The organism is Streptomyces lomondensis, from assembly GCF_014651035.1.
In the GTDB taxonomy this organism is placed as follows: Bacteria; Actinomycetota; Actinomycetes; order Streptomycetales; family Streptomycetaceae; genus Streptomyces; species Streptomyces lomondensis.
Window position 1 is genome coordinate 1 of record NZ_BMWC01000012.1, and the last position, 13164, is coordinate 13164.

At 71.6% G+C, this 13164-nt stretch carries 13 protein-coding genes; 3 read left to right on the forward strand and 10 right to left on the reverse strand.

The features are described from left to right. Positions 1 to 193 (forward strand): hypothetical protein (locus IE255_RS39520; RefSeq protein ID WP_229906674.1); only part of this gene is annotated, 193 nt, incomplete at its 5' end. Positions 194 to 356: 163 nt separating this feature from the next. On the opposite strand, the gene IE255_RS31490 is transcribed toward IE255_RS39520, so the two are convergent. Then, a complete protein-coding gene (locus IE255_RS31490; RefSeq protein WP_190053806.1) occupies positions 357 to 1364 on the reverse strand; it encodes a stage II sporulation protein M in 1008 nt (335 codons plus the stop codon). A gap of 128 nt (positions 1365 to 1492) precedes the next feature. On the opposite strand from IE255_RS31490, the gene IE255_RS31495 reads away from it, so the two are divergent. Further along, the gene (locus IE255_RS31495) at positions 1493 to 2437 is read left to right on the forward strand and encodes an RDD family protein (protein ID WP_190053807.1); all 945 of its coding nucleotides are present in this window, start codon (positions 1493 to 1495) and stop codon (positions 2435 to 2437) included. Positions 2438 to 2457: 20 nt separating this feature from the next. Here the strand turns inward: IE255_RS31495 and IE255_RS31500 are convergent, their stop codons facing one another. The 9 genes from IE255_RS31500 to IE255_RS31540 form a co-directional block, all read right to left on the reverse strand. Then, positions 2458 to 3072 (reverse strand): hypothetical protein, encoded by a 615-nt coding sequence (locus IE255_RS31500; RefSeq protein ID WP_190053808.1) that lies wholly within the window; start codon positions 3070 to 3072, stop codon positions 2458 to 2460. Positions 3073 to 3205: 133 nt separating this feature from the next. Continuing rightward, positions 3206 to 4663, reverse strand: a complete 1458-nt coding sequence (gene ahcY / locus IE255_RS31505) for an adenosylhomocysteinase (protein ID WP_190053809.1) — start codon at positions 4661 to 4663, stop codon at positions 3206 to 3208. A gap of 320 nt (positions 4664 to 4983) precedes the next feature. After that, positions 4984 to 5958 carry a cation diffusion facilitator family transporter gene (locus tag IE255_RS31510; RefSeq protein WP_190053810.1) on the reverse strand — a complete coding sequence of 325 codons (975 nt, stop codon included), beginning with the start codon at positions 5956 to 5958 and terminating at the stop codon, positions 4984 to 4986. Positions 5959 to 6111: 153 nt separating this feature from the next. Next, entirely contained in the window at positions 6112 to 7263 is a 1152-nt protein-coding gene (gene manA / locus IE255_RS31515; RefSeq protein WP_190053811.1) for a mannose-6-phosphate isomerase, class I, read from the reverse strand. Positions 7264 to 7317: 54 nt separating this feature from the next. Continuing rightward, positions 7318 to 8445: an SIS domain-containing protein gene (locus IE255_RS31520; protein WP_190053812.1), complete on the reverse strand. Its 1128-nt coding sequence runs from the start codon at positions 8443 to 8445 to the stop codon at positions 7318 to 7320. Positions 8446 to 8548: 103 nt separating this feature from the next. Next, complete coding sequence (locus IE255_RS31525; protein ID WP_190053813.1) at positions 8549 to 8719, reverse strand: Trm112 family protein; 171 nt, start codon at positions 8717 to 8719, stop codon at positions 8549 to 8551. A 68-nt stretch (positions 8720 to 8787) separates the two neighbouring features. Then, positions 8788 to 10152, reverse strand: a complete 1365-nt coding sequence (locus IE255_RS31530) for a phosphomannomutase/phosphoglucomutase (protein WP_190053814.1) — start codon at positions 10150 to 10152, stop codon at positions 8788 to 8790. Between the two features lie 102 nt (positions 10153 to 10254). After that, on the reverse strand, positions 10255 to 11871 hold the full coding sequence (locus tag IE255_RS31535) for an L-lactate permease (protein ID WP_190054002.1): 1617 nt from the start codon (positions 11869 to 11871) through the stop codon (positions 10255 to 10257). A gap of 120 nt (positions 11872 to 11991) precedes the next feature. After that, positions 11992 to 12414 (reverse strand): DUF3499 domain-containing protein, encoded by a 423-nt coding sequence (locus tag IE255_RS31540; protein WP_189726709.1) that lies wholly within the window; start codon positions 12412 to 12414, stop codon positions 11992 to 11994. A 294-nt stretch (positions 12415 to 12708) separates the two neighbouring features. Here IE255_RS31540 and IE255_RS31545 point away from each other — a divergent pair, with 294 nt between their 5' ends. Further along, positions 12709 to 13164 (forward strand): metallopeptidase family protein, encoded by a 456-nt coding sequence (locus IE255_RS31545; protein ID WP_190053815.1) that lies wholly within the window; start codon positions 12709 to 12711, stop codon positions 13162 to 13164.

Below are 13164 nucleotides of genomic sequence, written 5' to 3' on the forward strand. Positions count from 1 at the left end.
CTTCCCTTCGGTCTTGCGTTTCCGACTCTATCAGATCTTTTCTCGATCCGATTTCCTCGATGCTTTCCAGGTTTCCGCTTCCGCGTTTCCCTTTCCGGCGGTTCCGACTTTATCAGAGGTTTCGGACCGGACTGACCGGCCACTCATTTCCGATTCATCGGGAGGGGGCTTCAATGAAATCAACGTTTCGTGAAGCCGACAGATGCTCACCGTCGCCGGTCTGGGGCTAGAGCCCATCTCCAGGCAACTGTTCGAATCTACCTCCCCGCACTTGCCGTGTCAACGGCTCCTGTGGGGCGAAGAGGAGACTAGCAGCTGAACGGAGGTGGTCGCACATCCGGTGGTCGTCGGGACGATCAGGCTGCTGTGGGGACGGTCGCGCTGCGTTCCGCCGCCTCGACGTCACCGGTCTCGCCCGCGCGGGCCGCACGACCGCCCAGGACATAGACGTAGGCGAGGAAGGCCAGTTCGGCGACGACCCCGATGGTGATGCGTGCCCAGGTGGGGAGGCCGGACGGGGTGACGAAGCCTTCGATGGCGCCGGAGACGAAGAGGACCAGGGCGAGACCTATGGCCATGCCGATGGCGGCTCGGCCCTCTTCCGCGAGAGCCGTGCGTCGCGTGCGGGGGCCCGGGTCGATGAGAGTCCAGCCGAGGCGCAGGCCGGTGCCGGCGGCCACGAAGACCGCGGTCAGTTCCAGCAGACCGTGCGGGAGGACCAGGCCGAGGAACGTGTCGAGGCGGCCGGCCGAGGACATCAGGCCGAAGCCGATGCCGAGGTTGAGCATGTTCTGGAAGAGGATCCAGATGACCGGGAGTCCCAGGAAGACCCCGAGGATCAGGCACAGGGCGGCGGCCCAGGCGTTGTTCGTCCAGACCTGGGCGGCGAAGCTGGCCGCCGGGTGGCTGGAGTAGTACGTCTCGTACTGGCCGCCGGGGCGGGTGAGCTCGCGCAGTTCACTGGGGGCCGCGATGGAGGCCTGTACTTCCGGGTGGGTGCCGATCCACCAGCCCAGGAGGGCCGCGACGGCCGTGGACAGGAGTGCGGTGGGTACCCACCAGTGGCGGGACTTGTAGACGGCGGCGGGGAAACCGTGGGCGAGGAAGCGGGTGACGTCGCGCCAGGAGGCGCGTCGGGTTCCTGTCACGGCACTACGCGCGCGTGCCACGAGCTGGCTGAGCCGGCCGGTCAGCTGGGGGTCGGGAGCGCTGGACTGGATCAGGGAGAGGTGCGTGGCGGCACGCTGGTAGAGGGTGACGAGTTCGTCGGCTTCGGCGCCGCTGAGGCGGCGCTGGCGCCGGAGCAGGGCTTCGAGGCGGTCCCACTCCGCTCGGTGGGCGGAGACGAAGACGTCGAGGTCCATCGGTGTGCCTGCTCCTCGGCTGTTCGTCGGCGGCTCGTCGTGGATCAGCTTGTCGTACTACGGTGCGATGCGCCCTCAGCTTGGCAGACTGGGGCTGTCGGGGGCAGAGCAGGGGAAGGACGGCGGGCGTGAGTGAGCTGGTGACGGGCGAGGCTGTGGCGTTGGAGCTGCGCCCCGCGAGGTTGCCCAGCAGGGCGCTGGCCGTGCTGCTCGATCTTGTGGCGGCGATGGCGGTCTATGTCGCGGTGACCGTCGCGCTGGTGGTGTCGACGGCCTCGCTGGACGAGGCGGCGCAGACGGCGCTGTCGATCGCGACGTTCGTTCTCGTGCTGGTGGGTGCGCCGATCGCGGTGGAGACGCTGAGCCACGGGCGCTCGCTCGGGAAGATGGCGTGCGGGCTGCGTGTGGTGCGGGACGACGGTGGTCCGATCCGCTTCCGGCATGCGCTGGTGAGGGGCTTGATCGGGGTGATCGAGATCCTCATGACCTTCGGGGTCGTCGCCTGTATCGCCTCGTTCGTGTCGGCGCGTGGGCGGCGGCTGGGGGATGTGTTCGCGGGGACGCTCGTCGTGCGGGAGCGGATTCCGGTCGCGCGGACCGGTTTTGTGCCGCCTCCTCCGCCCTGGCTGGCGGGGCGGTTCTCGGGGCTCGATCTGTCCGCTGTGCCCGACGGGTTGTGGCTCGCCGTTCGTCAGTACCTGACGCGCATGCAGCAGCTGGACCCGCAGGTGGGCTGGTCCATGGCGCAGCGGCTGGCGTCGGATCTCGCGGAGCGTACGGGGGCTCCGGTGCCGCAGGGGGTTCCGGCGGCGGCGTATCTGGCGGCGGTCGTGCAGGAGCGGCAGGCGCGGGAGGCTCGGCGGGCTTTCGGGAGCGGTCCGGGCAAGGCGGCTCCGGCGTCGGCCACGGACGGGGTTCCGGCTGCGGGCGTCGTCACGACTGCTCCTGAGCCGCGGGTTGTGCCGCCTGGGCCGGTGTCCGAGCCGCCCGGCGGCGGGGGCCGGCCCTCGGAGTCACCGGAGGTACCGGCGGTGGACGAGCGGCCCCGTACCGGATTCGTGCCGCCGGCGTAGGGGAGAGCGGGGCTCCCTGCTCAGGTGAAGACCGACGGCGGTGATTCCAGGTCCTCGAGCTCGATGCCGGGGGCCGCGAGCACCACGTCGCCGGCGATGTGCACGGCGTGCTGCTCGCCCGTGTCCAAGGCTGTGACCTGGTATTCGTCCACGGCCAGAGGGCCACTGTCAGTGGCGTGTGCTTCTCTTTTCAGCAAGGCCCACGACTGGTCCACGGTGCGCGGGGCGAGGACCGGGTCCGTGAAGGCGACGAGGCGTACGCGGGTGGCGGCTGAGGAGGGGGTGAGGCGCAGGAGACGGGCGGTGGCGACGAGGAACGCCGGGGAGGTGCCGGTGAAGGCGTGGGCGCGCACATTGCCTTCGGTGGCGTCGGTTCCGGTGGGGTCGGTGCGGACCCAGGTGACGCCGTCGAGGGCGGCGCCGCGGACCTGCCAGGCGGCGGCGTGGAGTTCGAGGCGGATGGGGCGGCCGAGTTCGTCGAGGGTGAGGTCGACGGAGCCGTGGTGATCGCCCGAGGGGGTGGTCAGCTGGGAGACGTAGCGCCAGCCGGAGGGGCCGACGGCGCACTGGAAGTGTTCGTCTGCGAGGGGGGTGTGATCGTGCGGATCGTGGAGCGAATAGCGGCCGCGGGGCATGGGGGTCCTGGGTCCTGACGGGCTGGGCCGGTCGCCGGCCGGTCGAACGGGGCAGGCCCCCGGCACGGGGGTGCGGGGGCCTGCCTCGGAACTCTGACCGGCGCGAACTGACCGGCAGACGGTACTGCTCGGCTCAGTAGCGGTAGTGGTCCGGCTTGTACGGGCCCTCGACCTTCACGCCGATGTACTCGGCCTGCTCGGGGCGGAGCGTGGTCAGCTTCACGCCGAGCGCGTCGAGGTGGAGGCGGGCGACCTTCTCGTCGAGGTGCTTGGGCAGCACGTAGACGCCGGTCGGGTACTCGTCGGGCTTGGTGAACAGCTCGATCTGGGCCAGGGTCTGGTCCGCGAAGGAGTTGGACATCACGAACGACGGGTGGCCGGTGGCGTTGCCCAGGTTCAGCAGGCGGCCCTCGGACAGGACGATGATCACCTTGCCGTCGGGGAAGGTCCAGGTGTGGACCTGCGGCTTGACCTCGTCCTTGACGATGCCGGGGATCTTGGCGAGGCCGGCCATGTCGATCTCGTTGTCGAAGTGGCCGATGTTGCCGACGATGGCCTGGTGCTTCATCTTGGCCATGTCCGAGGCCATGATGATGTCCTTGTTGCCGGTCGTGGTGATGAAGATGTCGGCCTTGTCGACGACCTCGTCGAGGGTCGTGACCTGGTAGCCGTCCATCGCGGCCTGGAGCGCGCAGATGGGGTCGATCTCGGTGACGATCACGCGGGCGCCCTGTCCGCGCAGGGACTCCGCGCAGCCCTTGCCCACGTCGCCGTAGCCGCAGACGACCGCGGTCTTGCCGCCGATGAGGACGTCGGTGGCGCGGTTGATGCCGTCGATGAGCGAGTGGCGGCAGCCGTACTTGTTGTCGAACTTCGACTTGGTGACGGCGTCGTTGACGTTGATCGCCGGGAACAGGAGGGTGCCGTCGCGCTGCATCTCGTACAGGCGGTGGACGCCGGTCGTGGTCTCCTCGGTGACGCCGCGGATCTCCGAGGACAGCTGGGTCCACTTCTGGGGGTTCTCGCCCAGGGTGCGGGTCAGCAGTTCGAGGATGACGCGGTGCTCGTCGGACTCGGCGGTGTCGGGCGAGGGGACCTTGCCGTCCTTCTCGTACTCGACGCCCTTGTGGACGAGGAGGGTGGCGTCACCGCCGTCGTCGAGGATCATGTTGGGGCCGCCGGTGGGGCTGTCCGGCCAGGTCAGGGCCTGCTCCGTGCACCACCAGTACTCCTCCAGGGTCTCGCCCTTCCAGGCGAAGACCGGGACGCCCTGCGGGTTGTCGGGCGTGCCGTTGGGGCCGACGGCGATGGCCGCAGCGGCGTGGTCCTGGGTGGAGAAGATGTTGCAGGAGGCCCAGCGGACCTGCGCGCCGAGGGCGACGAGGGTCTCGATGAGGACGGCGGTCTGCACGGTCATGTGCAGGGAGCCGGTGACGCGGGCGCCGGCGAGGGGCTGTGCCTCGGCGTACTCCTTGCGGATCGCCATCAGGCCCGGCATCTCGTGCTCGGCGAGGGTGATCTCCTTGCGGCCGAACTCGGCCAGGGAGAGGTCGGCGACCTTGAAGTCCTGTCGGTTCTCGACAGTCGTCATGCGAGCTGCTCCTCGGGGTTGGGTCGAGGTGGGTACGGCTGGTCTGCGCGGCGGCGGACACAGGGGTGCCCGAAGGAGGACACAGGCATGCCCGCGTACGCGCAGCGCAGTCCGTCGGAGGCCCTCTCTCCCTCGGCCGGTCCGCAGTGGGACCGCCCGACCGCCATCAGCAGCGACGTCTGGCTCCGTCCCAAGCTACACCGGGGGCGGGCGCGAACCCCAGTCCGCCCGCGAACACATCCAGCCGATCATGTGACGGGTTCGGGTAAGGCGACGGGGCCCGCCGAGTGGTTCGGCGGGCCCCGTGGGTGCTGGAGGGGTCAGTGGTCCGTGGGGACCGGGCCTCCGGGGGAGGCCTCGGGGTCGGCGCCCTTGGCCGCCTCGGCCTCGCTGTAGATGTCCGGTTCGAGGTAGATGACGCGGGCGATGGGGACGGCCTCGCGGATGCGGCCCTCGGCTGCGTCGATGGCGGCGGCGATCTCGGTGGCCGTGTCCTCGTGGCGGACGGCGATCTTGGCGGCGACGAGGAGTTCCTCGGGGCCGAGGTGGAGCGTGCGCATGTGGATGATGCGGGTGACCGTGTCGCCGTCGACGACGGCAGCCTCGATCTTCTGGGTCTCCTCGGCGCCGGCGGACTCGCCGAGCAGCAGCGACTTGGTCTCGGCGGCGAGGACCAGGGCGATCAGGATGAGCAGGACGCCGATGCAGAGGGTGCCGATGCCGTCCCAGACGGCGTCGCCGGTGAGCAGGGCGAGGCTGACGCCGCCGAGGGCGAGGATCAGGCCGACGAGGGCGCCGAGGTCCTCCAGGAGGACGACCGGGAGCTCGGGGGCCTTGGCGTGGCGGACGAACTCCTTCCAGGAGCGGCGGCCGCGCAGGAGGTTGGACTCCTTGATGGCCGTGCGGAAGGAGAACGTCTCGGCGATGATCGCGAAGACCAGGACGCCGACCGGCCAGTACCAGTGCGTCAGCTCATGCGGGTGCTTGATCTTCTCGTAGCCCTCGTAGAGGGCGAACATGCCGCCGACCGAGAAGAGGACGATGGAGACGAGGAAGGCGTAGATGTAGCGCTCGCGGCCGTAGCCGAAGGGGTGCTGTGGGGTGGCCTCACGCTTCGCCTTCTTGCCGCCGAGGAGCAGCAGCGCCTGGTTGCCGGAGTCGGCGAGCGAGTGGACGGACTCGGCGAGCATCGACGACGAGTTGCTGAAGATGAACGCCACGAACTTCGCTACCGCGATCGCGAGGTTGGCGACCAGTGCCGCCACGATCGCCTTGGTGCCGCCTGACGCGCTCATATGTTCGCGTTGTCCCTTCGTACGCCGTTCCAGGGCCCGGACGCCGCCTTCGTGCGGCGCCCGTGGCTTTGCCCGTGCTTGACGGTGGGCCATTGTTGCAGCCCGCTGCGGCTGCGGTGTTTCAGGTCACCAGCACAGGGGTCGTCGAAACGGTCAGGCGACGACGGTGGCCCGGAAGAGCGTGCCGGTTCCGGACACTTCGGCCTTTTCGCCGGCGGGGACGAAGACGGACCGGCCGGGGGTCAGGTCGTGCTCGCCCGCGCGGACCGTGCCGGCCGTGCAGAGCAGGATCTGCGGGGTCGGGCGGGTGAGGTCGTGGGCGGTGCCCGCCTCGGGGAGGACGTAGCGGGAGAGGCGGAACTCGTCGATGGGGGTCTCGTAGACCTCCTCGCCGTCCGGGGAGGCCTCGGGGCGCAGGACGCCGGGGTCGCTGGGCTGGAAGCGGACGATGCGCAGGAGTTCGGGGACGTCGACGTGCTTGGGGGTCAGGCCGCAGCGCAGGACGTTGTCGGAGTTGGCCATGATCTCGACGCCGAGGCCGTTCAGGTAGGCGTGCGGGACGCCGGCGCCGAGGTAGAGGGCCTCGCCGGGCTGGAGCCGGACGTGGTTCAGCAGCATCGCGGCGATGACGCCGGGGTCGCCCGGGTAGTGGTGGGCGATGTCGGCGTAGGGGGCGTAGGCGCCGCCGAGGCGGGTGCAGGCGGTCGCGGCCTCCGCGACCGTGCGGGACATCTCCTCGGGGTCGGCGGTGAGGATCGCCGTGAGGACCTCGCGCAGAGCGGCGTCCTCGGGGTGGGCGTGCAGCAGGTCGACGTACGGCTTGAGGGAGGCGACGCCGAGGTCGTCCAGCAGGCCGGCGGCCTGGAGCGGGTCGCGGAAGCCGCACAGGCCGTCGAACTCGGTGAGCGCGCAGATCAGTTCGGGCTTGTGGTTGGCGTCCTTGTAGTTGCGGTGCGGGGCGTCCACGGGGATGCCGCGGCGCTCCTCGTCCGCGTAGCCCTCCTTGGCCTGCTCCAGGTCGGGGTGGACCTGGAGGGAGAGCGGGGCGCCGGCGGCGAGGATCTTGAGGAGGAAGGGCAGGCGGGGGCCGAACCTGGCGACGGCGGCCGGGCCCAGTTCCTTCTCGGGGTCGGCGTCGATGACCTCGACGAGCGTGCCCCGGTCGGTGCGCGAGGGTGCGCCCGGGTGGGCGCCCATCCACATCTCCGCCTGCGGTTCGCCGGTCGGCTCGACGCCGAGCAGGTGCGGGATGGCGGTCGGGGAACCCCAGGCGTAGGGGCGGATGGTGTTGTCGAGGCGGTCCATGGGGTTCTCTCTGCGTGTTCGGGCGGGCGGCGCGTCAGGGTGTCCCGGGCATGATCAGGCCCTCGAAGCAAGCGCCAGGTAAACCGCGGCGAAATCTGTGATGGCGATCAGTTCCGCGAGGGTTTCCAGTTCGCCGCCCGGCTCCGGTTCCAGTTCGCTGATCGGCGTGTCATGGCTGAGAGCGAGGTCGCGGGCGCCGGGGGCGGCGGTGAGGCCGCCGATGGGGCGGTCGCGGAGCAGCACCACGCGTGCGTGCAGGGCGGGGGGCTCCTCGACGCGGTCGCGGAAGAAGTCTTCGGGGTCGGCGCTGGCGGCCAGCGGGCCGGCGAGCAGGGCGCTGTGGGCGGCGAGGGCCTCGGGGAGTTCGGCGACGACCGCGGGGGTGCCGGACAGTTCGGCGAGGGCGGCGGCGAAACGGCGGCCCGCCGGGCCGGCCGAGGTGCCCTCGGTCCAGACGATCGGCAGCGCGTCGGCGAGTTCGGCGGCCAGGGTCTTGGCGGGGTTGCTGTACGTGGCGATGGCGGGGCCGCAGCGTTCGGCGATGCGGTCGAGGCGGTCGGCGACCCTGCCGAGGGCGTCCGGCGGGGCGGCGAGCACTCCCGTACGGTCCAGGAGCGCGAGGAGCGGGGTGAGCAGGGCCCACAGGACGCCGGGTGCGGACGCGGCGAGGGGCTCGTCCTGGTCGTAGGGGGCGGTCGCCATGGGGACGAACAGGCCGTGCGAGCCGCCTACGGCGTCGGCGAGCGGGGAGCGGCCGGGCGCCACGGCGACGACCGTGCAGCCTCGGCGGTAGGCCTGCTCGGCGAGGAGGGACAGGCCCGGTTCGGTGCCGTCCGGAGTGGCGATCAGGAGGAGGTCGACCGAGCCGACCCAGCCGGGCAGTTCCCAGCGCAGGGCGCCCGCGGCAGGGGCGACGCCGGTGGGGGCGAGGCGGGTGACCGGGCTGCCGGCGCCGGCGAGGGTGCCGAGGAGGTCGGCGGTGTGGGTGGCGGCGGCGCCCGGGCCGGCGATGAGGACGGCGCGGGGGCGGCCGTCGGGCTTGAGGTCGTCGACGCCCGCCTCGGCGGAGTGGCGGGCGGCGGTGCGAACGCGGGCGCCGGCTTCCGCGGCGCCGCGGAGCAGGCCGCGGTGGTCGGCCTCGGCGAGGCCCTCCGGGGAGTCGAGCAGCGTTTCGTCGAGCATGAGCGGCAGCCTCCGGTGGCCGGGGTCCGTTGTGCGGATGTCGTGCTACGTCGGTGCCCGTTGGGCCCGGGAGGTATGTGCGCCCGGGTGGCGCGGGTGCCGGCTACGCGGGGCGGCGGGCCTCGTCGACGAGGAGGACGGGGATGCCGTCGCGCACCGGGTAGGCCAGGCCGCACTGGCCGTCGGTGCAGATCAGCTCGGTGTCCTGCTCCTTGAGGGGGGCGTGGCAGGCCGGGCAGGCGAGGATCTCGAGGAGGCCGGATTCGAGGGGCATGAGGGTTCCTTCGAGGTGCGGGCGCTTGGGTTGTGCCTGGTCAGGTTACCGCCGGTGGGCGCGGGGCCTCAGCCCCTGATGATCCCCAGCACCTCGTCCCGCACGCGTGCCATCGTCTCCGCGTCCCTCGCTTCCGCGTTCAGGCGCAGCAGCGGCTCCGTGTTGGACGGGCGGACGTTGAACCACCAGTCGGTGGAGGTGACCGTGAGGCCGTCGAGGTCGTCGAGGGTGATGTCCTCGCGGCCCTCGTAGGCGGAGCGGATCGCGGCGAGGCTGGCCGCCTGGTCGGTGACCGTGGAGTTGATCTCTCCGGAGCCGGTGTAGCGGTCGTACTCGGAGACGAGGGAGGACAGGGGGGTGTGCTGGCCGCCCAGGGCGGCCAGGACGTGCAGGGCGGCCAGCATGCCCGTGTCGGCGTTCCAGAAGTCGCGGAAGTAGTAGTGGGCGGAGTGCTCGCCGCCGAAGATCGCGCCGGTGCGGGCCATCTCGGCCTTGATGAAGGAGTGGCCCACGCGGGTGCGGACCGGGGTGCCGCCGTGCTCCTCGACGACCTCGGGGACCGACCAGGACGTGATCAGGTTGTGGATGATCGTGCCCTTGCCGCCGTGCCGGGCCAGTTCGCGGGCGGCGACCAGGGCGGTGATCGCCGACGGGGAGACCGGCTCGCCGCGCTCGTCGACGACGAAGCAGCGGTCGGCGTCGCCGTCGAAGGCGAGGCCCAGGTCGGCGCCCTCCTCGCGGACCCGCTGCTGCAGGTCGACGAGGTTGGCCGGGTCGAGGGGGTTGGCCTCGTGGTTGGGGAAGGTGCCGTCGAGCTCGAAGTACATCGGGACCAGCGTCAGGGGCAGGCCGGCGAAGACCTCGGGGACCGTGTGGCCGCCCATGCCGTTGCCCGCGTCGACGACGACCTTCAGGGGGCGGATGGAGGTCAGGTCGACCAGCGAGCGCAGGTGGGCCGCGTAGTCCGACAACGTGTCGCGGGCGGTGATCGTTCCCTTGGTCGCCGACGGCTTCGGGGCGCCCGACTCGCTCCAGCGCTCGACCAGTTCGCGGATCTCCGCGAGTCCGGTGTCCTGGCCGACCGGGGCGGCGCCCATGCGGCACATCTTGATGCCGTTGTACTGCGCCGGGTTGTGGGAGGCGGTGAACATGGCGCCCGGCAGGTTCAGCGCGCCGGAGGCGTAGTACAGCTGGTCCGTCGAGCAGAGGCCGATCTCGGTGACGTCGGCGCCCTGCGCGGCGGCCCCGCGCGCGAAGGCCCGCGACAGGCCCGGCGAGGAGGGCCGCATGTCGTGCCCGGTGGCAATGGCGCTCGCGCCCGTGACCTGTACGAAGGCCGCCCCGAAGAGCTCGGCCAGGGACTCGTCCCACTGGTCGGGGACGACCCCGCGTACGTCGTACGCCTTCACGACCTGCGACAGATCAGCAGCCACGGCCAACCTTCCTGAAAAGTACTGTCGGTCAGCACAAACTACCCCCGCCCGCTGACAGCGCGCCGTGCGGACGTCGAGCGGGCCCCGGGACGGCACCTCAGGTCAGGGCAGCATCCAGCCCAGGACGGGGGTGCTCTGGCCGACGACGATCAGGCACATCACCAGCAGCAGGCCCAGGCTCCACGGCAGTACCTTGCGCAGCAAGTCACCCTCGCGGCCCGCCAGTCCGACGGCCGCGCAGGCGATGGTGAGGTTCTGCGGGGAGATCATCTTGCCGAGGACGCCGCCGGAGCTGTTGGCGGCGGCCAGCAGGTCGGGCGAGAGTCCCGACTCGCGGGCGGCGGTCACCTGGAGGGCGCCGAAGAGGGCGTTGGCCGAGGTGTCCGAGCCGGTCACGGCGACGCCGAACCAGCCGAGGACGGGTGACAGGAAGGCGAGCCCGGCTCCGGCCGCCGCCACGCAGTGGCCGATCGTCGCCGCCTGCCCGGAGAGGTTCATGACGTAGGCGAGGGCCAGGACGGACGTCACCGTCAGGATGGCGAAGCGCAGTTCGTGCACGGTCGCGAGCCATTCCTTCACCGCCACGCGCGCGTGCACGCCGATGACGGCGGCCGTGCCGATCCCGGCGAGCAGGACGAGCGTGCCGCCGGTCGACACGAGCGGCCAGGTGAACACGTTGCCGCCGACCGGTTCGCCGTCGGGACCGGCCACGTTCAGGAAGGGCCAGTCGTAGGTCTGGGTGGCCCGGGCGAGCCAGTCCTTGACGGCCGGGATCTGCGCGACGGAGAAGATCGCGACGATCAGCGCGTAGGGAGCATAGGCGCGCAGGACCTCGCGGGGCGGATCCTCCTGGTCCAGTTCTTCGCTGCGGGCACCGGTCAGCACGGAGGCGCGTACGGACTCGGCGGCGGGCACGCGCGCGTGCGGGACGGCGACCAGGGCGCCCGCGCCCGCCAGGGCGGCGCCGATGTCGGCGAGTTGGGCGGAGACGTAGTTGGACGCGGCGAACTGGGCGACGGCGAAGGCGACTCCGCACGCCAGGGCGGGCACCCAGGTCTCGCGCAGCCCGCGCCGGCCGTCCACGAGCCAGACGAGCACCAGGGGCACCACGAGGGCCAGCAGCGGCGTCTGACGGCCCACCACGGACGCCACGGAGTCCAGCGGCAGCCCGGTGACCTGGGCGAGGGTGACGACCGGTGTGCCCATGGCGCCGAAGGCCACGGGCGCGGTGTTGGCGACCAGGGCGACGACGGCGGCGCGCACCGGCTCGAAGCCGAGGGCGACCAGCATGACCGCGCTGATCGCGACCGGCGCCCCGAAGCCGGCGAGCGCCTCCAGCAGCGCCCCGAAGCAGAAGGCGATGACGAGTGCCTGGATGCGCGGGTCGTCGGAGAGCCGCCCGAAGGACCGGCGCAGGATGTCGAAGTGCCGGGTGCGGACGGTCATCCGGTACACCCACAGGGCGTTGACGACGATCCACAGGATGGGGAAGAGGCCGAAGGCGGCGCCCTGGGCGGCGCTGGAGAGCGTCTGGTCCAGGGGCATGCCGTACGCGAGCCAGGCGACCAGAACGGCGGCGAGGAGGCCGGTCAGGCCCGCCAGGTGCGCCTTCATGCGGACGCCGCCGAGCAGGACCAGGACGATCACCAGGGGCAGGGCGGCCACCAGGGCGGACAGGCCGAGCGAGCCGGCGACGGGTTCAAGTTCCTGGACGTACACGGGCGCCTCCCCGGTTTCCGCCATGCGAAAGCGATTTCTCGCAACCTCAGAACGGAATGGTCATGTCCGCGCCAAGCGCCCGTCAATGGGGGCGCGTGTGGAGATACCGAGGGGGCGCCGTCAGTTGTCGGGCGACCGCAGGACCCGCAGGTGCCCGCGCCGCGCGACCTCCATCGGGTCGGCCGCACGACCGCCGCCGCCGGCCCCGGCCGCCCGCTCCTGGGGGCGGGCCGCCTCGCGCACGGCGTTCGCAAGCGCTTCCAGGTCGTCGCCGCTGGGGCGCGCCGGGGCCGAGCCGTCGAGGAGCCGGACGACCTCCCAGCCGCGCGGGGCGGTGAGGCGCTCGGAATGCTCGGCGCACAGGTCGTAGCAGTGGGGTTCGGCGTAGGTGGCGAGCGGGCCGAGGACCGCGGTCGAGTCGGCGTAGACGTACGTCAGCGTCGCGACGGCGGGACGGCCGCAGGCGGTGCGCGAACAGCGACGTACAGGGCTCACGATGTTGGACGGTACCGCACTCTTGAGCGGGCCGCGACGACTCTCCACGAGGTCACTCCACCGTGTCGTGCTGTGAAACGCCCCACACACCCCTTCCGGCACACCCTGCTGACCTGCCCGGACGCCCTCGGCCGGGGTCTCGAACGATCGCGCAACCGGTCAACAGTCATCACAAAACCCTCAATTGCCGTGAGGTCGCCGGTCTCGGAGGGATACGGATTCGAGCCCAACCTTGGCTGGAATGGTCATGTAACGACATGCCGTACGGGTCGGCCGGAAGGTGTCCGTACCGCCGTGCGGTGCCGGGCGCAGGGACGCGGCGGGGACTACCCTTCACCAGTGATGGACAAGCCCGTAACGCCCCGTGCCGCCGCCCCCGGGCCCCGCCGCCGTGATCGCCACGGCCGGGGCATGCGCGGCCCGATCGCACCGCCGCAGGTGCCGCTCGCCGCGAGCCGCGCGGAGGCGTTCGCGGATCTGGTGCAGGACTCCGTGGAACGCCTGGAGCGGCGGTGGCCGCAGCTCGCCGACATCGACTTCCTGGTCCTGGAGGTGCCGCGGCTCGACGGGCCCGGCCAGGCCTGGCACGACGAGGCGGTCCCGCTCGGCGGCACGATCAGCGCGCGCGAGGGGCGCCCCGCGCGCGTGGTGGTCTACCGGCGGCCGGTCGAGATCCGCACCAAGGGGCGCGACGAGCGGGCCGCGCTGGTGCACGAGGTCGTCGTCGAGCAGGTCGCCGAGCTGCTGGGGCTGACGCCGGAGACGGTGGATCCGCGGTACGGCGAGGACCAGGGCTGA

Excerpts from the sequence above, each read along its gene's own strand:
- IE255_RS31490 (WP_190053806.1), bottom strand. The coding sequence starts at position 1,364 with ATGGACCTCGACGTCTTCGTCTCCGCCCACCGAGCGGAGTGGGACCGC.
- IE255_RS31500 (WP_190053808.1), bottom strand. The coding sequence starts at position 3,072 with ATGCCCCGCGGCCGCTATTCGCTCCACGATCCGCACGATCACACCCCC.
- ahcY (WP_190053809.1), bottom strand. The coding sequence starts at position 4,663 with ATGACGACTGTCGAGAACCGACAGGACTTCAAGGTCGCCGACCTCTCC.
- IE255_RS31510 (WP_190053810.1), bottom strand. The coding sequence starts at position 5,958 with ATGAGCGCGTCAGGCGGCACCAAGGCGATCGTGGCGGCACTGGTCGCC.
- manA (WP_190053811.1), bottom strand. The coding sequence starts at position 7,263 with ATGGACCGCCTCGACAACACCATCCGCCCCTACGCCTGGGGTTCCCCG.
- IE255_RS31520 (WP_190053812.1), bottom strand. The coding sequence starts at position 8,445 with ATGCTCGACGAAACGCTGCTCGACTCCCCGGAGGGCCTCGCCGAGGCC.
- IE255_RS31525 (WP_190053813.1), bottom strand. The coding sequence starts at position 8,719 with ATGCCCCTCGAATCCGGCCTCCTCGAGATCCTCGCCTGCCCGGCCTGC.
- IE255_RS31545 (WP_190053815.1), top strand. The coding sequence starts at position 12,709 with ATGGACAAGCCCGTAACGCCCCGTGCCGCCGCCCCCGGGCCCCGCCGC.